Source organism: Hyphomicrobium sp. D-2 (assembly GCF_029872155.1).
Classification (GTDB): domain Bacteria; phylum Pseudomonadota; class Alphaproteobacteria; order Rhizobiales; family Hyphomicrobiaceae; genus Hyphomicrobium_A.
In genome coordinates, this window is sequence record NZ_JARXLA010000003.1 from 183,634 (window position 1) to 204,965 (window position 21,332).

Here is a 21,332-nt window from a genome sequence, read left to right on the forward strand (position 1 = left end):
TCAATGGTAGTTCTGCCGGCAGCAGCGATGGCATTGGATCCTTTCCGTAACACCATTACGGGCGATATTCTCGACTTGAATATTGCGCCAAAGGATGATCCCGAGCCGCCTGCCGTCAAGCAGTTCCTTGAAACCGGTGTCAACCCGTACAACGAAAAGGCTGAGTGCTTGCCGCTGGGCAACTTCCTCTACCTGTCGTCGTGCTCCGGCTGTCACGGGCACGTTGCTGAAGGTAAGGTTGGACACGGCCTTAACGACGCGTACTGGACCTATCCGAAGAACCGGACTGACAAGGGCCTCTTCGAGACGATCTATGGTGGCGCTCAGGGCATGATGGGCCCGCACAGCGATAAGTCGATCAACGAGATCCTGAACATCATGGCTTGGATTCGCCATCTGTACGCTGAGGATCCCAAGAAGGCCCGTTGGTTGACACCTGAGCAGCGTGAAGTGTTCAAGCCCTATGTCGAAGACAAGAGCGTTGAGCATGGCACCGCTGAACTGGCGCAGGCTGTACCGGCCGATGTGTGCGGAACGATGCGCCATTAAAAGAATGTTCGCTTCCGGTGGGCGCGAGCAAGAAGGCGGGCAATACCGCCAAACTAAGACGTTAAGGAAAGCCAGGAGGAAATTGTCATGACGAAGACTGTGTTCATCGCTACGGCCGTTGCTGCGCTCGTCGCCGCTTCGTCCGCTTTCGCCTACGACGGCACCAAGTGCAAGGCGCCGGGCAACTGCTGGGAGCCGAAGCCGGGCTATCCGGAGAAGATTGCTGGCTCCAAGTACGACCCGAAGCATGATCCGGCCGAGCTCGCCAAGCAGGGCAACTCGATCAAGGAAATGGAAGCTCGCAACGCGAAGCGCACTGCGCACTTCGTCAAGAGCGGCGAGTGGATCTACGACGTGGAAGACATCCCGAACTAATTTGGGTGTTAGGTGGCTCCTCGGAGCAGTACACGACTATTGCTGCTTCCTCCCGAGGACACTGGGGGTGCGGGTATCCGCACCCCTCCACCTTGTCTGACGTTTGCTTTTCATTTCACTTGCTGACGTATGTCGGCCCCGGCGCACAGGAGTGCTACCTTGTCCCGCGAAGGTTTGCAGGCGGTCAAGGCTTCCGAAGGAATCGACCTTTCATCGTGGCGCCAGCACGCGATCGATTTCGAAACGGAGCTTGGTAAGGTCGTAATCGGCCAGCAGCGCAATATTCATCTGTTGACCATCGCCATTTTCGCCCGCGGCCACGTGCTGCTAGAAGGCGATGTTGGCGTCGGCAAAACCACTCTGCTTCGCGCGGCCTCGCGCGGTCTGGGCGGTGCGTACGAGCGTGTCGAAGGCACAATCGACCTCATGCCTGCCGACATGGTGTACCACACCTATATCGGTGAAGATGGTCGTCCGCGCGTAGAGCCGGGTCCTGTCATTCGCTACGGCAGTGAGTTGACAGTCTTCTTCTTCAACGAAATCAACCGCGCCCGTCCGCAGGTTCATTCGCTGCTGCTGCGCCTTATGGCTGAGCGCTCGATTGCGGCCTTTAACAAGGAATATCACTTCCCGTACCTCTTGGTGTTTGCCGATCGCAATCGCATCGAGCGGGAAGAAACATTTGAACTGCCGGCTGCCGCTCGCGACCGCTTCCTGATGGAAATCAACATTTCCACGCCGACTGATCCTGATGTCCGGCGTCAGCTTGCATTCGATCCGCGTTTCCACGATGGAGACAAGCTGATTGAGAGCGTGCGTGAGTCTATTCTCGATCACCGGGCGTTGCCGCAAGTAGCTGCAGCGATTCAGGAAAGCGTCACGGCCAGCGAAGATCTGCAGCGTTACACGCTCGATCTTTGGCAGGCAATTCGTAATCCTGCCGCAGCTGGCATCGAGATCCCCGACGTCGACATGGATCGCCTTGTTTCCGGCGGCGCCAGTCCGCGCGGAATGAGCTACCTGCTCCGTGCAGCGCGCGTTGCGGCATTCCTCGATAATCGGACGATGGTTGTTCCTGAAGATTTGCGTTCTGTGTTCTTTGAGACCATGGCACATCGCATTTTCTTCGACCCGATCTATGAACTTCGGCGTGAGCCGATTGTTCGGGAACTGGTTCGCCAGCTGTTCGAAAGGGTGCCGGCGCCATGATCGATCCGCGCCGGCCTGAAGACGATGCGCCGCCGCCGGATCTTCCTTATCAGTTGGCCTGGCGCAGCTCGGAGGTCCGAGCCGGTGCCCATCGCGGCAAGCGCGAAGGAGCCGGGGGCTTCTTCCGTGACGTGGCGCCGTTGCTGCGCAGTCCTGATCCGCGGCGACTGGACCTGCGCGTCAGTGCGCGCGATCCGTTTGAGGGATTGCACGTCCGTCGCTTTGAGCAAAAGGCAACGGTCACGGTTTATGCGCTGGTTGACGTGTCAGCGTCGATGGGTTTCCGGGGCGCTTCTGACAAGATGCGCCTTGCAGCCGATCTTTGCGCGGCACTGGCCTCGGCTGTGCGCCGGGCTGGCGATGCATTCGGCCTTATAGGTTGCGACGCAGAAGTTCAGAAGGAACTCACGTTTCTCGCCACCCGTGCACGCGGCAGTGAGGTTGAGATGCTCCGGCGGTTGCGGAACTTCACCCCCCGCGGCGCCGGCACCGGTGGAATGGTCGATGCCGCAGCGCTGGTTGGCGGTGGTCGAAAGGTGATATTTCTCATCTCAGATTTTTATATGCCGCGCCCGGAGATTGAGGCAATCTTTGGGGCTCTTGCCCGGCACGACATCATTCCGATCGTGCTGTCTGACACTGCGGAACTTGAAAGGCTACCTCGGTGGGGGCTTCTGTCGCTCACCGATTTAGAGGTTGGCCGGCGGCGTCTCGTCGTCATGCGCCCGCGCTTGTGGGAGGCATGGCAAAGGAGGAGCGGACGCCGCCGAGCCGATCTAAAATCGATCGCGGGCCGATATGGCCGCACGCCCTTCGTGGTGGAAGATCGTATCGATTGGGAACGACTAAGCGGGTATCTCGCGGGCGGTGTGGCATGATGCGAGTGATATTGCTCGGCTTGGTTGCGTTGTTCGTAGCGTCGGCTCCGGTATCGGCTGAGCCGTCTCTGGCGCTGAAAGATCCGCGCTCGTTTGGCTACTTCCTCGGCGATACGCTGACGCGTGAAGTGATACTGCGTGTTGATGCTGGCGAGACGCTGGAGATGGCGTCGGTTCCGCTGGCCGGCCCTGTCAATTACTGGCTGGAACTCAACGACGTAAAGCTGGATACCGAATCCAGCGGCGGCGGTTCTACGACCTACCGACTGGTGTTGAACTACCAGACGTTCTACACGCCGCTCGACCCACGCAAGCTCACGATTCCGGGTTTTGCGCTGAAGGTTGCCGGCGCTTCGGGAACGGGTGAGGTAACTGTTCCGGGCTTCGAGTTCATCAGTTCGCCGATCCGTCAGTTGTTCGCATCCAGCAGCCAAAGCAGCGGAAGCTCCGTTGCCCTGCAGCCGGATGTGGTGCCGTATCCGTTGACGACCGGGCGCGAGCGCACGGCTATGCTGGTGTCAGGTTTGATTGCGCTCGGTTCGCTGATCGCGCTGGCGTGGCATCAGGCGTGGTGGCCGTTCCACAAGCGTGCTGCCCGGCCATTCACTGACACGGCGCGTTATCTGCGCTCGAATGCAGGCAAGCTGCAGGATGCCAGCGGTTATCGCACGGCGCTGTTGCGGCTCCACCGGGCATTCGATCTCAGAGCCGGACGCCGCGTGTTGGCCGATGACGTCGATGGGTTCTTAGCCGATCATCCGGAGTTCAAGCCCTACGCGACGGAAGTCGAGGCCATGTTCGCCTCGTCGCGGCAGACGTTCTTCGGCAACAATGTTGAGGGCGCCAGCAAGCAGTTGCCGCTTTCAGCGCTGACGGATCTCAGCTCCAAGCTGGCGGTGGCGGAACGGAGCGCGGGATGAACCTTGCGCTCACATATCCCTGGGTGCTCGCGTTAATTCCGCTCGCGTTGTTACCGCTGACTTTCGCGATACAGCGCCGCCAGGGGTATCCGTCGCTTGCGGGCGTGGAGCCTGACGGCCTGTCGCGCGCGGTCGATATCGGCCTGCACCTGCTTGGCGCACTTGCGATCCTATCGCTGTTGGCTGCAATTGGCGGACTGCACCTCAAGGGGCAGACGGTCGAACGTGTTGGTGAGGGTTCGCACGTTGTGCTGCTGCTCGACCGCTCCAGCAGCATGGACGAAACCTTCGCGGGCAAGCAGGCAACGGAAACGGAAGCTTCGAAGTCATCAGTAGCGCGTGAATTGATGCGTGAGTTCATCAATCGGCGCGACCACGATCGCTTCGGTGTGGCCGCGTTCTCGACCATGGCGATGCCGGTGCTGCCGATTACCAGCCACAAGGATGCTGTGCTGGGCGCTGTTGACGCTATTACGCGTCCAGGTCTTGCATACACCAACGTCGGGCAGGGGTTGGCACTGGCGCTTTCCATGCATGAGGCTGATCCGACAGCTGCATCGCGAGCCATCCTGCTGGTTTCGGACGGTGCTGCTGTTATCGATCGTCGTGTTCAGGAGCGTTTGCGCGAGCAGATAGCCAAGCGTCCGGTGAACCTCTACTGGCTGTATTTGCGCACGGCCGGTGCTCCGGGCATTTTCGATCCGCCCCGTGAAGGCGTTCCCGATACGCCGCAAGCAATGCCTGAACGGCATCTCAATCTGTTCTTCCAGAGCCTGAAGGTGCCGTATCGGGCGTTCGAGGCTGAGAATCCCGAAGCAATCGCTGACGCAATTGAAGAGATCGACAAGCTGGAGCGCAATCCGATCCGTTATCAGGAGCGCATTCCCGAAATTGATCTGTCCGATCTGGCCTATGGCATTGCAGCCGGCACGCTGCTGCTGCTGCTGCTGGCCAAGCTGGCTGAAGTCCGTCTTGAAACCGGTGGTGCCCTGACGCGTAGCAAAGCAGGCAGCACGGTCGCTGCTGCGCGGCAGGCGACGGATAATGAAACGAAACGCTTGAAGGAGGCGGCGTAGACATGAAGCAAGCTTTACGTGGCCTGTTGCAAACGCTCGGCGGCATGAAGACTGCCGTGCTGGGCACCGTGCTTGCCATCAGCGCTGCCGTTCTGGCTCTGTCGAGCTGGATGTATGTCGACAAGCAGATGATCAACGCTGATATCGCCGCTCTGCGTTCTGGTAAGGACCTGGCTGTCGATGCCGCTGAGGCTCCGCCGGCGTTGTTGGAGGCGCGCGCGTCTTTCCTTCTGAAGCGCAGCCATTTCGATGACGCTCAGCAGTATCTGGATCAGGCCGCGTTGCGTGCTGAGCCAGATGGCTATGCGCGGATGCTCTACAACATGGCAAACTCGCGGATGCGCGTTGCCATCAGGTCGATCGAGCAGGGCAACTTCGATAAGGCCATTCCTCTCGTCCAGCTGGCGAAAGCTGAGTACCGCAGCGCGCTGCGTATCGATCCCGAAGACTGGGACGCCAAGCACAATCTGGACGTTGCCATGCGTCTGGTGCGTGATCTTCCGCAGGCTGTTCCAGAGGACAAGGACGATCCGCTGGAAACACCGGAAAAGCTCTGGTCTGATCTTCCCGGCACGCCGCAGGGCCTGCCATGAGACTGCCCGCCCTCAAAGATCCGCGCACGTGGCTTGCGGCCGGAGCACTGCTGCTGACGCTGCTGGCCATTTTCGTGCCGCGTATCATGCTTCAGCGCGACGCCTATGACGTGATGTTCGTCGTCGACATCACAACCAGCATGAACACGCGCGATGTGAAGCTTGCGGGCGAACCGGCAAGCCGCCTCGACGTGGCCAAGGCATCAATTCAAGATACGCTGGCGCAGCTTCCGTGCGGTTCAAAGGCGGGTCTGGGCGTTTTCACCGAGCGACGCACGTTCGTGCTTTATGAGCCCGTTGAGGTGTGCGCGAACTTCTCGGCGCTGCACGATTCTATTCCGCACATTCACTGGCGCATGGGTTGGCAGGGCGACAGCTTTGTTTCAAAGGGTCTTTTCAGCGCGCTGAGCATCGCCCACAGCGATAAGGCCGATCTGATCTTTATCACGGATGGCCACGAGCTGCCGCCGCTGCCCTATAGCGGGCTTGAGCCCTATGAAGGCAAGCCGGGCGATGTGGGTGGACTTGTAGTCGGCATCGGCAGCCACACGAGTTCGCGCCTGCTGAAGTACGATGCCGACGGTCGTGAGATCGGCGTTTATTCCATGCAGGATATTCCGCAGGAAAACCGTGCCGGTCCGCCGCCACCCGATGCCGAATCCCGGCCGGGCTATCACCCGAAGTGGGCGCCGTTCGGCAACGCCATAGTTAACAACAAAGAACATCTTGCGATCGTGCGAGAAGAGTATCTCAAAAAGCTTGCAGGCGTTACTGGCCTGACTTACGCCTATCTTGGCGATGATCGCAGTTTGGCGAATGAGTTCACCAAAGCGGCCCATGCCCGTTCTCTCGAACGCTCGGTCGATGTGAGCATCATTCCCGGTAGCTTGGCACTTGCGCTTCTCACTCTGCTTTATGGAATTGCAGCGGTGAGTGCGTTCAGGTCGCCAATTCGTTCTGTACACAACTCAACTTGAACCACAGGAGACTATATGAGTTTGTTGCGCTCTCTCATGCCCGCCCTTGTTGCCCTTCTGGTTGCCTCGCCTGTATGGGCCCACGGCCCAACCCCGCAGAAGGTTGAGGAAAGCATAGAGATTGCAGCGCCTCCAGACGCAGTATGGTCAATCGTGAAGGACTTCGGCGGCATCGCTAACTGGAATCCGGCTCTCACGAAGAGCGAAGGCAAGGGTGGTGTCGATTCCGGCGCAACCCGCACCATCACGCTCAAGAACGGTGGTGAGCTGGAAGAAGGTCTCGACTACTACAGCGACACGGAAATGACCTACCTCTACCGTCTCAACCGCGAGAAGGTCGATGTGCTTCCGGTCAGCTCGTACACATCTGAGATCACCGTAAAGCCCGGTGCAGATGGTGGCAGCACTGTGAAGTGGATGGGTCGCTTCTATCGCGCCGACACCGGCAACGAGCCTGCGCCTGACCGCAATGACGCTGCGGCCATCAAGGCCATGAAGGACTACATCACCGAAGGCCTGAACGGTCTGAAGGCCAAGGTCGAAGCGAAGTAAGTAAGCAGCATGAAGAAGATCCAGCGCCTGATTTTTGGGCTGATGGCATTGCTATTTGCGGTGCCGGTATTTGCGGCTAACGATCAGGTGCTGGTCTTCGTTGTCAACCAGGACGCGGCGACGGTCAGCGTCGTCGATACTGGTTCTGACGAGGTTGTTGCCAGCATTCCGGTGGCGTTCGCCCCAGCCGGAATAGCGGTTGATCCGACCGGATCAGCACTCTACGTCACCCACCCCGAGCGATCTGAAATTTCGGTGATCGATCCCGTTGCACGTAAGGTCGTGCGCTCGATCAAGCTGGAGGGCACGCCCTTCGGTATCACTGTCAGCCGCGATGGGACGCTTTTCATCAGCGACTGGAATGCGAATACCGTAACGGCGGTGAACCCGGCTGATGGTCAGGTGCTGCGCCGCGCGCCGGTCGGGCATTCCCCCGCGGGCATCGTTGCAAGTCCGGGCGGATCGCTGGTGTTTGTAGCCAATCGCGAAGGTAATTCGCTCAGCATTCTGAATACGACGACGCTTGCTGTGGTGGCGACGATCCCGGTTGGCAAGGCGCCATTCGCCCTGACCGCGTCGCCCGACGGCCAGCGCGTTTACGTCGCCAATGTGCAGAGCGCCAACGTTTCCGTTGTCAGCATCAAGACATTGCGGACCGAGGCAACGATCCCGACCGGGCCGATGCCGTATGGCGTTGCCGCCAGCCGCAACGGCGAGAAAGTGTTGATTGCAAGCCAGGGTGCGGGCTCGGTTACCATCATTGACGCCGAGACGCTGAAATCCGTTGCGACCGGCAAGGTTGGTCGCTTCCCGGAGGGCGTTGCGATATTGCCCGATGATCGGAAGGCCTACGTTGCAAATTGGTTCTCGGGTGATGTGTCGGTGCTGGATATGTCGTCCGGCAAGGAAGTGAAGCGCATTACCACGGGCGGCGGTGCGCGGGCGCTGGCTGTAGTTTCGCAAGCTGCTGGCCGGGCGAGCGACGGCACGACGCCGACACCTGAAGCTAGCGGCGGTGCCAGGCCGTGAAAGCTGCTCGGGGCGAACCTTTCGAACTGATCGTCGGCTCGTCTCCTCAGCACGTTACGCATTTCCGATCGCTGCAGCGCTACCGATCGGTCGGTAATATCGGGGTGGTATTTGTGGCCCGGGTTGTTGCCGCTGTCGGTTGTTTGGCCATTTTTTCCGGTGGTTTGCAGGCGCAGCAGCCCTGCACCGAAGACGTGATGATCGTCTTCGATGCGTCGCGCTCGATGGCTGCTTCTTCCGGTGAGAAATCCGGACTGCGCCGCATTGATGCCGTGCGCGGAGCTCTGGCCCATGTGCTGCCACAGGTTTCCAAGCGCCGGCACATCGGGTTGATCACCTACGGCCCGGGCCGACGCGACGCCTGTAGCAACATTTCTCTGGAACTGCGCCCATCAGAAGATGCAGCGGACAAAATCATGGCGCGCATCGACCGGTTGCAACCGGACGGTAAAACGCCGCTGACGACATCGGTGCGGCGGGCGGCCGAGGTGCTCGACTTCCGCAACAGACCGGTGACGATCGTGCTGCTGACGGATGGCGAGGAAACGTGCGGCGGTTCTCCGTGTGCGCTGGCGCAGGCGCTGCGTGAAGAGGGTGCCCAGACGACTGTTCACGTCATCAGCTATCAGATTGCGAGTGCGATAGGGCCCGGCGCCAGCTTCGAATCCCGCTGTCTGGCCGATGAGACGGGCGGCATCTATGCGGCGACGGATACGGCCGATCAGGTTATCGAAGCGCTGCAGACAACGCTGGCCTGCCCGATGGTGAGCGACGTGGCGCCTGAGCTGCTGAACAACGGGGCTCTGAGCAGCAGCACCGTACGTCGCTGATCCGCAGGTTTGATCTGTTCTGCGGCTCTTCTTAACCAGCCACGTTCGCCCGCCTCCGAAGTGTTTCAGCGCCCCCGCGTGTTTCAGCATGCCAGAAAGCCTTCGCACCAGTGGCTCTGCCACGTCGGCGGACTGCAGATACCGTGTAAAGCCACCCTCCCTTGCACACGTAACAAAAAAGGCCCGCGTGGCGGGTGCCGCGCGAGCCTCGTGATCTTCATTCAGCTTGGCCGGGTTGCGCGAGCGTTCGAACGCGTGCTCAACTCAGGCGCAATCGCATCAGGGTGCGTCTGAAACCTTCGGCGGTTCAATCTTCAGGCCGTCGCGAAGCTCAAACTTGCCGTCGAACAGCAGCTTGTCCGGCTCCTTCTCGGAGGTCACGATGTTGCGCACGGGAATGCCGAGATCCTTATCGACATAGACCGTCTGCACGTTGGCTTCGCCCGGAGCCTGAGCGCCTTCCTTGGCAGCCAGCTTGGCTTTGAAGCCCTTGTAGGTCTTGCCCTCGAACTCGACATCGCCGAGGCACTCATAGGCCTGAACGTCCTTGGGCGGCTCGGCGACGGTTTCCTTCATCTGCTTGGCGATGGAGCTGGCGAAATTCGGCGGCATCTCGGCCCAGCCGGTATTCTCCTGCTTGCTCCAGGCCTTATCGCCGACGAGGATCATCTCCATGTTGCCCGGGCCCTTTTCCATGGACACCGTCTGGTGCATGCGATCAGGGAGCACGTAGTCGTTGCTCATCGTCAGGCTGCCCTGGGCATTGGTGATCTTGGTCTGCATCCGGAACGCGGAGGACTCGCGGAGTTTGGCGAAAGCGTCGTTTACCTCTTTGGTGCAGTCAGCGGCGGCGGCCGTCGCGCCGACGAGAAGGGTTACAACGGCAAGCGTAGTGCGCATATTTTTCAAGCTCTTATTTGGTTTTGTGTTTCTGGACTGGGGTCGACGCTGGCACATATTGTCTCGGCAGGTCGTGGCAATAAGACCGGAAATGGTGGCAATGACGGGTCACGGTGAATGCAGCCTAAGGTAGGTTTTATTGCCGTTAACCACGCGCGGTAGTATCGACGTGCAATCTGCAGTTTTCGCCGCTCGCGCATTGAAATGCCATGCGATCGCACCGTTACGTCCCGCTGAGACCGCGCCACACGACATAGGCACCGACGCCAGCGACGAACATCGCGAACATAGTAGCCAGAAGTTGCTTTTTTGAGGCTAAGGCGCGCGCAGCAAATTGACCAAAAATCCCACCGACGATGCCGCCGCCGATGAAAAACGCCACCAGTTCCCAGTCGATCAGTCCGGACACGGCGTAATTGCCCGCAGTTGTCAGGCCGAATGCAAACACCGAAACCAGCGACGATCCGATTGCGAAGATGAGCGGCATGCCGGTGGCGGCCATGATGGCTGGCACAATAAGAAAGCCACCGCCGATGCCGAAGAAGCCCGCAAGCACGCCAACGCCGCTGCCATAGGCCAGTAGCCAGGGCATCAGTTTGGGCGCGGAACCGGACGTGAGGCGAACGCTGATATCGCCCTCGGTATTGCGGTTCCAGAACATGAAGGCTGCTATCGCGATCATCAGCGCGCCAAATAACGTCAACAGCTTCTGGCCATCGAACTGCTTGCCAAGTGTTGAACCGACAGCCGCGCCAACGACACCCGCGGTGGCGAACACCAGCGCGCATGGCCATTTCACATGGCCGGAACGCGCATGGCCGATCAGATTTGCCAGCGCACTTACCGCCACTGTGACGGCGCTGGTGCCGATCGCGACATGGGGTGAGGGCACGCCAACCACGTAAACCAGCAGAGGGACGGCGAGCACCGATCCGCCGCCGCCCACCAATCCCAGCACAAAGCCAACGAGCACGCCGGAAGCGGTCGCCAGCAGGTCTTGCAGCATCAGGCAAAGTCTTTCGGTTTAGCCAGCCACTCGCGGCCCTTCAGCATCGCGCGCCAGTAGATCGGCGGCAGCAGCCGCGCCTTGAGCAGCCACGCGGTGCGCGAGGGCTTCATGCCGTCGATGACGAAGCGCGGGAATGTGGGCGTGACCTTGCCGCCGTAGCAGAACTCGGCCAGCACGATCTTGCCGCGCTCGACGGTGAGCGGACACGAACCATAGCCGTCATAGGCGCGAACTATCGTGAGACGACCTTTATCGCAAAGGATGTTCTCTGCCACGACGGGCGCCTGCTTGCGGGCCGCCGCCGCAGTTTTTGCATTCGGCGTGCAGGCGGCATCGCCGAGTCCATAGACATTGGCAAAGCGCTTGTGGCGCAGCGTGGCGTGATCGACATCGATCCATCCGGCGCTATCGGCCAGCGGACTGGCGCGAATGAAATCCGGTGCAAGCTGCGGCGGGCAGACGTGGATCATGTCGAACGACGTCTCGACCGTTTCCGTTGAGCCATCGGGGCCGGTTTTCTTGAACCATGCCCGTTGAGCGGGGCCATCGATGGCAATGAGATTGTGATTGAACTTGAGCTGCGCGTTGTAGCGCTCGACATAGTTCATCAGCGCGGGAACATATTCGGGCACGCCGAACAGCACACCGCCCGCATTATAAAAGCTGACGTCGATATCCTTGAGCCGCCCTGTACGCAGCCAATGGTCAGCGGAGAGATACATCGCTTTCTGCGGCGCGCCGGCGCATTTGATCGGCATCGGCGGCTGAGTAAAAATGGCTTTGCCGGATTTCAGATTGCGCACCAGCTCCCACGTGTAGGGCGCCAGATCGTAGCGGTAGTTGGATGTTACGCCGTTGTGGCCGAGCGTTTCGCTGAGACCCTCGACACCGTTCCAGTTCAGCTTGATACCGGGGCAGACGATGAGGTGGTTGTAACGGATCGCGCGGCAGCCTTCGAGCAGTACGCTGTTGGTTTCCGGCGAGAAGCTGGCGACAGCAGCTTTGATCCAGGTGACGCGACCGGGCAGCACTGAGGCCATCGATTTCGCTGTCGATTCGGCGCTGAAAATACCGCCGCCGACCATCGTCCAGCCGGGCTGGTAGTAATGGGTTTCGGCCGGATCGATGACGGCGATGTCGAGGTCCGGAGCGCGGCGCAGCAGGCTTGCGGCAACGGCGGTTCCGGCCGCGCCACCGCCGACGATTACGATATCGTGGCTGGCGACGGGCTTATCCGTTGCTGGCGCACCGTCCTTGGCCGCGCGCTGCATCACGCCGGTGACATCGTATCCGGCCAATCGGGCGCGGTTGACGATGTCATCGGCGGGACGCTTGCCGGCCTCAGTCAACGCCCAGAGGATGGTGGAGCGGGTTCCACTGCGGCAGTAGGCGAGCACCGGCTTGGGGAGCTCAGCCAGCGCCGTTGCGAACGCGGCGGCATCGGCGTCGCTCACCTGGCCAGCGGTGATCGGCACATAGCGAGCCTGAAGCCCGGCGACAGCCGCGGCAGCGGCAATTTCGGGAAACGAAGGCTGATCGGCGCCTTCACCGTCGGGCCGGTTGCAAATGATCGACCGGAAGCCCTCGGCCGCCAGATCCGTCATCTCGGCGGGGCCGATCTGCCCCGCCACCGACAGTTCTTCAGTTAGCTCCTTGGCCATGGCTTGCTTCCTCCTCTGCTATGTTGGAGGACCTTATAGCTCATTGATCGGCACCTTGAGATGCCGTTTGCCGGATTCATCGGGCTCGGGCAGGTTTCCGCCGCGAATGTTGACCTGGATCGACGGGATGATGAGCTTCGGCAGCTCCAGCGTGCTGTCCCGGGCCTCCCGCATGGCAACGAACTCATCCTCCGTGACGCTGTCGCGGACGTGGATGTTGTGCTCGCGCTCCTCGCCGACCGTGGTCTCCCATTTGATCTCGCGGCCGCCGGGCGCATAGTCGTGACACATGAACAGACGCGTTTCAGGCGGCAGTTCGAGCACCCGCTTGATGGAGCGGAACAGTGTGCGGGCATCACCGCCGGGGAAGTCGGCGCGGGCGGTGCCCCCATCGGGCATGAACAGCGTGTCGCCCACGAAGGCGGCGTCGCCGATCACATGCGTCATGCATGCGGGCGTATGGCCAGGCGTCAGCATGGCGAACGCGGTCATCGAGCCAATCTGATACGTATCGCCATCGTTGAATAGCCGATCGAACTGGCTGCCGTCGCGCTGGAACTCGGTGCCTTCGTTGAAGATCTTGCCGAACACCTCCTGTACGATCTTGATGTTATCGCCGATGCCCAGTTTGCCGCCGACCTTGCTCTGGATATACGGCGCCGCTGAAAGGTGATCGGCGTGGGCGTGCGTCTCGATCAGCCACTCGACCTTGAGATCGTTCTTCTTGACGAAGTCGATGATCTCGTCTGCGGACTCATACGCGATGCGTCCGGCGGCGTAGTCGATGTCCATGACGCTGTCGATGATGGCGCACGCGTTGGAATGCGGATCTTTCACCACATAGCTGATGGTGTTGGTTGGTTCATCGAAGAACGCGGTGATCGGCGGCTTCACGCTGAGATCGACAGTGTGGGGAATGCTCATGGTGACCTCCACTAAATTTTTGTCTGCGGAGCAGATGGAGAAGATGGCCGTTCGAGTGTGCGCGCCAGAAACATGCCGGCCAGCATGGCGCCAACGAAGATGAAGGCCGATGTCGATCCGGTTGAGAGTGCTGCCACCGCTGGCCCCGGGCAGAAGCCGATGAGGCCCCAGCCGATGCCAAACACCGCGGCGCCGCCAACAAGCCGAACGTCGATGGCCTTGGCTATCGGCAGTTGGAACGCGTCAGCGAACAGCGGCCTGGAATTACGAAACGCCAGCCGATAGCCGATTGTCGTCGTGGCGATGGCGGCGGCCATCGTGAAGGCGAGACTGGGATCCCAGGTGCCAGCGAGATCGAGGAAGTTCTGCACTTTGGCAGGATTGATCAGTCCAGAGATGAGAAGCCCCAGGCTGAACAGAAGCCCTGCAACAAATGAAATCATGATCTGCATGTCAGCCTCCGATCACGTGGCGGGCGATGAATACGGTTGCGACAGCGGTTGCCATGAACACGAGCGTCGCAACGATCGAACGAGGCGAAAGGCGGGCGATGCCGCAGACGCCGTGACCGCTGGTGCAGCCACCGCCGCGCACGGCGCCAAAGCCGACCAGCAATCCGGCTGCGATCAGCAATGGCACGCTGCTGGAAACTGAAATGCCAATGCCGCTGCCAGTTGCGAAGCTGTAGATAAGAGGCGCTGCGACAAGCCCGGCGATGAATGCGATGCGCGCGAGAAAGCCGTCGTCTGTGTAGGGCGGCAACAGTCGCGAAACGAATCCGCTGATACCGGCGATGCGCCCTGTTGTCGCCATCAGCAGTACCGCCGAAAGGCCGATGAGAACGCCACCAATTGTTGCGGCGAGCGTGCTGTTGGCTGCGAATATCTGATCCATCTGGACGTCCTTTGGCCTGTAGTAACGGGCGAGCGAAGCTCGATCAGGATTTGGGGCCTGCGCAGCGCTGCCCGCAAGTGCTGACACCGGTGATGCTATAGGCGGGGCAGACGCGGGCCAGCCCGGTGAGCAGCGGAACAAAGCCGACAAGGCCCCACAGCGTTTGCGGGCCGACGAATACAAGCGAAAGCAGCACCAGCCCCAGTGTAATTCTCAGGGCTCGGTCCCAGGTTCCAATATTCTTGATCATGGCGGCAGCTCCAGTTGGTTGGGTACTGGATAGCTGCCCGGTGCGGGGCCGTATGTGACCAAGTCACAGGGTTTGCCGTGCAGAGTCGCAACCCGGTGCTACGGCGCTGTGGCAAGCTGGCGCAGCGCTTCGGGCTGCGTGATGTCGATGGCGCCACGGGAGGTGGTGATCCAGCCGCGGCGCTGAAATTCGTTGAGCTGGCGGCTGATCACTTCGCGCGCGGTGCCAAGCTCGGCGGCAAGCTGTTGGTGCGTCAGCTCAATGTGGCCATCAGTGTTGGCGCGCTCCAGAAGCCGTTGGGCCAGTCGCACATCAATGCGCGCAAACGCGACCTCCTCAATGACACGGAACAGGTCGGTGACGCGGCGGCTGAAGGCGGTGAAAACGAAGCGGCGGAAATCCGGCGAGCGGGCGATAATGTCGTCAAACGTTGCGCGCGGAATGGCGACGGCGGCAACATCCGTTTCGGCTAATGCTTCAGCCTGATAGTCGTCATAGCCCATCAGACACGCTGTCGTCAGCGCGCAGCTATCGCCGGCTGAAACGCGATACAGCACGATCTCGCGGCCGGTATCGGACACCTGCTGCACGCGCACGGTTCCGCGCAACATCAGAATGAATGCGTCCGGCGCGTGTCCGGGTCCGAATATGCGCGTACCGGCGGGAAGCTGAACGACACGACTGCTGGCGATGAGGGCAGCAAGAATGTCGTCGGGAAGGCTGTGCAACCCTGGGAAATGCGAAACCCAATCTTCCGAATGCATGGTTGCTGCCGATGTTTAGAGCCAGGATGAAGCGCTTCACAAAATAGGTTGGCGGTGATCGTCTGTCAGCCAATATGCAGCGCGGCTTGCACACTGACTATTGACTGGCGCTGCGGTGGTTGTGATGCCAAATATGCGTCACGCATTGCTGACATGAGACACATCGCTTGACCGACACATTGCCCACATTGGCGGATATTCCGAACGGAATTGTCAGCCTCAGTGACTACGAGCGCTTCGCGGGCGAAACGCTCGACACCAACGCCTGGGCGTATTTTTCCGGTGCATCGGCGGATGAAATAACCGCCCGCTGGAACAGGCAAGCGTTCGATCGTGTCGGGTTGGAATCGCGCGTGCTCCGTCATGGCAAGGGTGGGCACACACGCGTAGAGCTGTTTGGAAAGACATTCGAGCATCCGATTCTGGTTGCGCCGGTTGCGCACCAGATGCTGGCGCATCCCGATGGCGAGCAGGCAACAGCGGTTGCTGCAGCGGCGCTGGACGCGGGGTTTGTTGTCAGCACGCTGGCGAGCATGCGGCTGGAGGACATCGCCGTTGCCGCGGGTCCGCGCATCTGGTTCCAGCTTTACATGCAACCGGACCGAGCGGCGACGCTGGATCTGGTGCGGCGCGCGGAGACTGCCGGATATGAAGCCATCGTCGTGACGGTCGATGCGCCGGTCAGCGGCGCGCGCAATCGCGAGCAGCGGGCTGGTTTTCGTCTGCCGGACGGGATGAGCGCGGTCAATCTCGGCGACTACGCGCAGCATGTGCCTTCGGCCGCACTGCAGAGCGTCGTGTTCGAGCACTTCCTGCCTATTGCGGCGGTGTGGAGCGACATCGAATGGCTGGCGGCGAATACATCGCTTCCCGTCATCCTCAAAGGTATTCTGAACGCTGACGATGCCGAACGCGGGTTGGAGCATGGGGCTGCGGGTGTCATCGTTTCCAATCACGGCGGGCGCACGCTGGATACGCTGCCGCCGACACTCACCGTGCTGCCGCGCATTGTCGATCGCGTTGCGGGCCGCGCACCCGTGCTGGTGGATGGCGGCATTCGGCGTGGCACGGATGTGTTGAAGTGCATCGCGTGCGGTGCGTCAGCGGTGATGGTGGGGCGCCCGATCGTGTACGGGCTGGCGGTTGCCGGCGTACGCGGCGTGGCGCATGTGCTGCGTATCTTGCGCGATGAGCTTGAACTGGCGATGGCGCTGACTGGCTGCCGGACGCTGAGCGATGCCGGGCGGGACTTGCTGGTGACAGATCCGCTGCAACTCAAGCTGTAGCGCGAGCGGTGCGGCTGCGCTGCGTGATGTTTTAATACGAGATCCGCAGAGTTTTGCCGGCTGCCCGGTGCGGGCGTCGCTGCTGGGTGACGATCCGGCCAGGGCCGCGCGCAGTGATTGCGCGGGCAGAAACGCGCAGGAATGCGTTCGGATCTATGCTGCGGGATGACGCGCCGGCGTTTCGGCGCGGAGCAATGCTTCACAGGCAGCATCGCGCAGGTTCGCGTCCGGATGGTTGGCCAGCATTTCTCCGACCTCGCGGCAGAACTGTGGAGGAGCAGCGGCGAACGACACGCGCAGCCATTGGGCGGCGGTTTGAGTCTGTCCCATGCGGGCAAGAAAACGCGCCAGATTATATTGTCCGCGGAAGCAGCCACCTTCGGCTGCACGCTGATACCAACGCGCGGCGGAGCGCAACCGCACACGGCCACGCCAGCCATCCTCGCGGTACTGGCCGATCATGTTCATGGCCTTGATGTTGCCCAGCCGTGCGGCGCGCACGAACAGCGCCAGTGCGCCTTCCGCGTCTTGCGTTACGCCGTCGCCCTGCATCATCAATGATGCGAGGTTGAACATGGCCCAGGCATGGCCCTGTTCGATCGCTAGACGATACCAGCGGGCGGCTTCAGCGCGATCGATTTCCACGCCCCAGCCGCATTCGTAACAGCGCCCGACCATGTTCAGCGCGTCGGCCCGTCCGGAGGCGGCAGAGCGTGCAAACCACCTGTAGGCGGCGGCATAATCCTGTGGCTTGTCCTGCCCAGACAGGTACATATGGGCGAGCAGAAACTGCGCGAAGGGTGAGCCCTGCTGAGCAAGCTGCTCCGTTCTGCGCGCATCCCGGTTTGCGTCCTGCACGGCCGACGTATCATCGTCATCGGCGTAAATGCTGACATACAGCGGGCGATATTTTTGCGGAGCGCCGACTTCGGTGTGGAACTCTATCTCACGCATGACGGAACTCGCTTTACGCTTTGCTGCTTACACTTCGGCCCAGGCGCGGATGAGATTGTGATAGTGCCCAGTGATGCTGACGACAGCGGGATCGTCGTCCGGCATCTGCGCGCGGATGCGCATGATCGATTGATCGAGATCGAACAGCATGTGCCGTTGCCAGTCGTCCTTCACCATCGACTGCGACCAGAAAAACGACGCCCAGCGGCTGCCCCGTGTCACCGGCGTGACGGAGTGCAGGCTGGTGGCGGGATAGACGACCATGTGGCCAGCGGGCAGCTTCACGGTGTGGGTGCCATACGTATCGTGCACCACCAGTTCGCCGCCGTCGTAATCCTCCGGCGGGGTTAGGAACAGCGTCGAGGATACGTCGGTGCGCAGGCGCTCGCCGGTTCCGGGCAGGGCGCGGATCGAACCGTCAACGTGTGCTCCGAAGGTCATGCCTTCGTCGTAGCGATTGAACATCGGCGGCAGCACGCGCAGCGGCAGCACGGCCGACATGAACTTGGGATTCTTGCCGAGCGCATTGAGGACGATCTGTCCGAGCTGTTGCGCTTCAGGCGAATTGATCGGGATCTGCAGATTGTTTTTGACCTTCACCGCCTGATCACCGGCGGTGACGCGACCATCGACCCAATCGGTGCTCTCAAGCACGCTGCGGATGTGCGCCACTTCGTCGGCCGAGAGGACATCGGGGATGGTCACGAGCATTGTGGGAGCTCCGAAAAAAGCAAGAATGCCGGGACGGGGGCCCGGCAGTCTCGTCGTGGGGAGTAGTGCACCGACCGCAGGCGGGAGGTCCTGCGGCCGGTGTTGGTTGGTGGGTAGATCAGTACTTGTAGCTGGCCGACAGCCAGTAGGTGCGCGGCGGAGCCACGTAACCCCAGTTGCCGTTCCAGTTGACTGAGGTGAGATATGTCTCGTCGAAGACGTTATCGACGTTGAGGCTCAGCTCAATGTTCTCGGTGATGTCGTACGACGCCATCAGGTTGACGATGAAGTGGCCGGGCAGCTTGCCGTAGCGTCCATTCTTGATGATACGCAGGGCATCATCTGGACGACCGATGTAGGAGTCGCTGACGTACTGGAAGCCACCGCCGAGTGTCAGTTCCTTGGTGACGTCATAGGTAGTCCAGAACGTTGCCGTCACGTTTGGAGTGAAGGCGAGTTCGTCGCCATCGGTGCGCAGTGCAGTACCGTAGTCGCCTGTTCCGTTGCCACCATTGCGGCGTACGCCATCGAGGTAGGCACTATGCTTGCGCTCGCTTTCCATGACGAGCAGGCCACCATACACTTTCCAGTGCTCGGTGAGGTTACCGGCAATACCAAGCTCGATACCTTGCACGACCTGCTCGCCGTAGCCACGGAAGATATTGGCTCCGGCTGGGTCACCTGCTGCAAGATCGGCACCGACGATCGGAGACTTGTGCTTTTCGGTACGGAACAGCGCAGCGGTGGTGGACAGACGGCCGTTGAAGAAGTCCCATTTCGCGCCGATTTCGTAGTTGTGGAACTCGGCGGGATCTGCGCCGGCAACGAAGCCGGGGAACGCATTGCCACCATCGCGCGAGATGTCCGGGTTGGACATCAGCGAACCGTGCGGCAGATGTGAAATCCCGTATGAGGCATAGAGACTGGCGTTCTCAACCGGCTTGTAAACAACACCGATTTTGCCGCCGACCGTCGTTTCGGTCTGAGTATACAATCCGCCTGGAACGCCCTGACCGTTGATCTTCAAATCGTAGTGCTCGACACGGATGCCACCGACGACTTGCCACTGCCGTGTCAAATCGATCGTGTCATAGGCATAGACAGCAGCGGTATCGATACCGATATCAGCGGTCTGGTTGCTAGCGCGGCGGGCAAACGATTCTTCGCGCGAGAACTCTACGCCGGTGGAGATCGTGTGTCGGAACTGACCCGTGTAGAACCGCGCGGCCAGATTTGTCTGGTTGGTCAGCGTTTCGTTATTGCGGTCGTAGGTGAACAGACCCATGCCGCCTTGCAGACCGCTGTTCTGGTTTGCCGCCGTGAAGGTCGTCGCGTGCGTGGAGAGTGCGGCCTGACGGTCAACCTGGTTCCAGCGAGTCTGGTTGGAGATCGTCACACCGGGAGCTAGATCATGCTCGAACCGAGCGATAAACGTATCTGCTACGGTGTCATCGAAGTCCGTGTGGCGACCGAAGAACGTATCGCGGGACAACGATCCGCCCCCGTTCGGACGGGGACCAGCGCCACCGATGCCGACAGAGTCTACAGGGTTTCCACCCGCACCGAACGTCAGCCCTTCCGCACGGCGATTAAGACGGACGCCAGCGTCCGGCAGGTCGTTGCGCTCATAGTGCTCGTAAGCAAAAATAGCGCGCGTCTGCGTTCCGAGACCGAAGGCCAATGACGGGGCCGCGCCCCACGCGTTAGCTTCGGCGACATCGCGGCCGGCGACACCACCATCCTGAATGAAGAAGTTCAGGCGGCCCGCAACAGTTCCGGAGCTCTGATTAACATCGAATGTTGCGCGGCGGCGTGCTTCGGATTTGGTGTCATCGAAGCCGATGCCGACCGTTGCCTCTACGAAATCCTCAAGCTTCGGCGTCTTGGTGACGATGTTGACATAGCCGCCTGCAGAGCCGCGTCCGTTATCGGCTGCCGGGCCCTTGAATACTTCGACCTGCTCGATGTTGAACGTGTCGCGCGTGTAGACACCGTTGTCGCGTGCACCGTCATTGAAAACATTGCCGGTCGAATTGAAGCCGCGGATCGCGAACTGAAGACCGGCAGTATTAAACCCGTTCTCGCCGGCGTCGATGGTGATGCACGGCGTGTTCTTCAGCGTTTCGATCAGGTTGGTGCTCTTGCGCTCCTGGATGATCGCGGTGGGAATGACGTTGACCGTCTGGGGCGTGTTGAGCAGCGGACCGGTGGCCTTGGCCGACGTCGAATACTGGGCGTTGTACACTCCCGGAGCGACCGGAGCAGCGAGGCCCGGCAGCGGATCGGCCTGCTGCTGCTGCGGAACGAACTGCGGTGCCTGCGGTACTGGCGAGGCCTGCTGAGTGGCGGCCTTCTTGGGCGCAGCCTTCTTCTTCGCGGCGGCCTTTTTCTTGGCGGCGCCTTCGACGCTCAGGGTCGGAAGAGGAACAGGTTCGGCTGCTTCCTGAGCTGTGGCAGCAGCAGGTGCACCAATGACGCTAGCTGCGCCGATAAGTAAGTGAGATTTAAAAGAAAGGCGCCGATTGCCTTTTGCAGCGTCGCCACTGGTCTCAGTTTCAGCTGGGCTCGAATTATCAAGCGCCCAGACGGACTCCCACTCATTATGAGTACGCATTACCCCACCCCTTACGCAATACAAAAACCTAAGGTTGCGCGCCGGAAAACTCGACTGCAGCAATCTTGATTAGGTAAGGAGCAAAACCTGACTGACTAAGTCAAGCATCTGAGAGTCAACATTCAGACTGTTTCAGGAGCTGATGTTTATCAGCCACGCTCTACGTCGTTTGGTGGAAACAGGCGCTTGCAAAGTGGGGGCCGATTGGTTGCAACAGTGTTGCCGACAAAGCGTTGAGACCACTGTGCTATTCGACAAGGGTGTATGCAGATCGGCCGTGTTCGCAACCTGCGGGAAGCTGCGTGAGCGAGTGCCGCATACAGTTTGGCGTCAAATTATTTATGTCGGCTGGAATGATTCAAAAACCGTATGCGGAT

The 21,332-nt window shown here is 60.5% G+C and carries 23 protein-coding genes; 12 read left to right on the plus strand and 11 right to left on the minus strand.

Annotated elements, in window-relative coordinates:
- Positions 1 to 27: 27 nt before the first annotated feature.
- From moxG to QEZ49_RS06795, 11 genes are all read left to right on the plus strand, one after another.
- Positions 28 to 549 carry a cytochrome c(L), periplasmic gene (moxG, locus tag QEZ49_RS06745; RefSeq protein WP_348534797.1) on the plus strand — a complete coding sequence of 174 codons (522 nt, stop codon included), beginning with the start codon at positions 28 to 30 and terminating at the stop codon, positions 547 to 549.
- An 87-nt stretch (positions 550 to 636) separates the two neighbouring features.
- Positions 637 to 924, plus strand: coding sequence for a methanol dehydrogenase (locus tag QEZ49_RS06750; RefSeq protein WP_280385364.1), 288 nt, complete (start codon positions 637 to 639; stop codon positions 922 to 924).
- 174 nt (positions 925 to 1,098) lie between these two features.
- The gene (locus QEZ49_RS06755) at positions 1,099 to 2,133 is read left to right on the plus strand and encodes a MoxR family ATPase (protein WP_280386000.1); all 1,035 of its coding nucleotides are present in this window, start codon (positions 1,099 to 1,101) and stop codon (positions 2,131 to 2,133) included.
- Entirely contained in the window at positions 2,130 to 3,011 is an 882-nt protein-coding gene (locus QEZ49_RS06760) for a DUF58 domain-containing protein (protein ID WP_280385366.1), read from the plus strand. Before QEZ49_RS06755 ends, QEZ49_RS06760 begins: the two co-directional genes overlap by 4 nt.
- Positions 3,011 to 3,931, plus strand: coding sequence for a nonribosomal peptide synthetase MxaA (locus QEZ49_RS06765; protein WP_280385368.1), 921 nt, complete (start codon positions 3,011 to 3,013; stop codon positions 3,929 to 3,931). The genes QEZ49_RS06760 and QEZ49_RS06765 overlap by 1 nt, the downstream gene beginning before the upstream one ends.
- Positions 3,928 to 5,007 (plus strand): vWA domain-containing protein, encoded by a 1,080-nt coding sequence (locus QEZ49_RS06770; RefSeq protein ID WP_280385370.1) that lies wholly within the window; start codon positions 3,928 to 3,930, stop codon positions 5,005 to 5,007. The genes QEZ49_RS06765 and QEZ49_RS06770 overlap by 4 nt, the downstream gene beginning before the upstream one ends.
- Before the next feature lie 2 nt (positions 5,008 to 5,009).
- A complete protein-coding gene (locus QEZ49_RS06775) occupies positions 5,010 to 5,600 on the plus strand; it encodes a hypothetical protein (RefSeq protein WP_280385372.1) in 591 nt (196 codons plus the stop codon).
- Complete coding sequence (locus tag QEZ49_RS06780; RefSeq protein WP_280385374.1) at positions 5,597 to 6,577, plus strand: VWA domain-containing protein; 981 nt, start codon at positions 5,597 to 5,599, stop codon at positions 6,575 to 6,577. Before QEZ49_RS06775 ends, QEZ49_RS06780 begins: the two co-directional genes overlap by 4 nt.
- A 15-nt stretch (positions 6,578 to 6,592) precedes the next feature.
- Positions 6,593 to 7,129, plus strand: a complete 537-nt coding sequence (locus QEZ49_RS06785) for an SRPBCC family protein (RefSeq protein WP_280385375.1) — start codon at positions 6,593 to 6,595, stop codon at positions 7,127 to 7,129.
- A 9-nt stretch (positions 7,130 to 7,138) separates the two neighbouring features.
- A complete protein-coding gene (locus QEZ49_RS06790) occupies positions 7,139 to 8,158 on the plus strand; it encodes a beta-propeller fold lactonase family protein (RefSeq protein ID WP_280385377.1) in 1,020 nt (339 codons plus the stop codon).
- Positions 8,155 to 8,988, plus strand: a complete 834-nt coding sequence (locus QEZ49_RS06795; RefSeq protein WP_280385379.1) for a VWA domain-containing protein — start codon at positions 8,155 to 8,157, stop codon at positions 8,986 to 8,988. The genes QEZ49_RS06790 and QEZ49_RS06795 overlap by 4 nt, the downstream gene beginning before the upstream one ends.
- 279 nt (positions 8,989 to 9,267) lie before the next feature.
- Here QEZ49_RS06795 and QEZ49_RS06800 read toward each other — a convergent pair whose 3' ends face one another.
- The 8 genes from QEZ49_RS06800 to QEZ49_RS06835 form a co-directional block, all read right to left on the minus strand.
- Positions 9,268 to 9,888: a hypothetical protein gene (locus tag QEZ49_RS06800; RefSeq protein ID WP_068463891.1), complete on the minus strand. Its 621-nt coding sequence runs from the start codon at positions 9,886 to 9,888 to the stop codon at positions 9,268 to 9,270.
- Positions 9,889 to 10,111: 223 nt separating this feature from the next.
- Complete coding sequence (locus tag QEZ49_RS06805) at positions 10,112 to 10,894, minus strand: sulfite exporter TauE/SafE family protein (RefSeq protein ID WP_280385381.1); 783 nt, start codon at positions 10,892 to 10,894, stop codon at positions 10,112 to 10,114.
- Positions 10,894 to 12,558 (minus strand): TIGR01244 family sulfur transferase, encoded by a 1,665-nt coding sequence (locus QEZ49_RS06810; RefSeq protein ID WP_280385382.1) that lies wholly within the window; start codon positions 12,556 to 12,558, stop codon positions 10,894 to 10,896. Before QEZ49_RS06810 ends, QEZ49_RS06805 begins: the two co-directional genes overlap by 1 nt.
- 33 nt (positions 12,559 to 12,591) lie before the next feature.
- On the minus strand, positions 12,592 to 13,482 hold the full coding sequence (locus tag QEZ49_RS06815; protein WP_280385384.1) for an MBL fold metallo-hydrolase: 891 nt from the start codon (positions 13,480 to 13,482) through the stop codon (positions 12,592 to 12,594).
- Between the two features lie 11 nt (positions 13,483 to 13,493).
- A complete protein-coding gene (locus tag QEZ49_RS06820; RefSeq protein WP_280385386.1) occupies positions 13,494 to 13,934 on the minus strand; it encodes a DUF6691 family protein in 441 nt (146 codons plus the stop codon).
- A 1-nt stretch (position 13,935) separates the two neighbouring features.
- The gene (locus QEZ49_RS06825) at positions 13,936 to 14,463 is read right to left on the minus strand and encodes a YeeE/YedE family protein (RefSeq protein ID WP_348534798.1); all 528 of its coding nucleotides are present in this window, start codon (positions 14,461 to 14,463) and stop codon (positions 13,936 to 13,938) included.
- On the minus strand, positions 14,420 to 14,626 hold the full coding sequence (locus tag QEZ49_RS06830) for a DUF2892 domain-containing protein (RefSeq protein ID WP_280385392.1): 207 nt from the start codon (positions 14,624 to 14,626) through the stop codon (positions 14,420 to 14,422). The genes QEZ49_RS06825 and QEZ49_RS06830 overlap by 44 nt, the downstream gene beginning before the upstream one ends.
- A gap of 98 nt (positions 14,627 to 14,724) precedes the next feature.
- Positions 14,725 to 15,390 (minus strand): Crp/Fnr family transcriptional regulator, encoded by a 666-nt coding sequence (locus QEZ49_RS06835; protein ID WP_280385394.1) that lies wholly within the window; start codon positions 15,388 to 15,390, stop codon positions 14,725 to 14,727.
- Positions 15,391 to 15,557: 167 nt separating this feature from the next.
- Here QEZ49_RS06835 and QEZ49_RS06840 point away from each other — a divergent pair, with 167 nt between their 5' ends.
- The gene (locus QEZ49_RS06840; RefSeq protein ID WP_280385396.1) at positions 15,558 to 16,676 is read left to right on the plus strand and encodes an alpha-hydroxy acid oxidase; all 1,119 of its coding nucleotides are present in this window, start codon (positions 15,558 to 15,560) and stop codon (positions 16,674 to 16,676) included.
- 153 nt (positions 16,677 to 16,829) lie between these two features.
- Here QEZ49_RS06840 and QEZ49_RS06845 read toward each other — a convergent pair whose 3' ends face one another.
- The 3 genes from QEZ49_RS06845 to QEZ49_RS06855 form a co-directional block, all read right to left on the minus strand.
- Complete coding sequence (locus tag QEZ49_RS06845) at positions 16,830 to 17,630, minus strand: tetratricopeptide repeat protein (RefSeq protein WP_280385398.1); 801 nt, start codon at positions 17,628 to 17,630, stop codon at positions 16,830 to 16,832.
- Between the two features lie 27 nt (positions 17,631 to 17,657).
- Positions 17,658 to 18,341, minus strand: coding sequence for a Fe2+-dependent dioxygenase (locus tag QEZ49_RS06850; RefSeq protein ID WP_280385400.1), 684 nt, complete (start codon positions 18,339 to 18,341; stop codon positions 17,658 to 17,660).
- Positions 18,342 to 18,459: 118 nt separating this feature from the next.
- Entirely contained in the window at positions 18,460 to 20,955 is a 2,496-nt protein-coding gene (locus QEZ49_RS06855) for a TonB-dependent receptor (protein WP_280385402.1), read from the minus strand.
- Positions 20,956 to 21,332 lie beyond the last annotated feature (377 nt).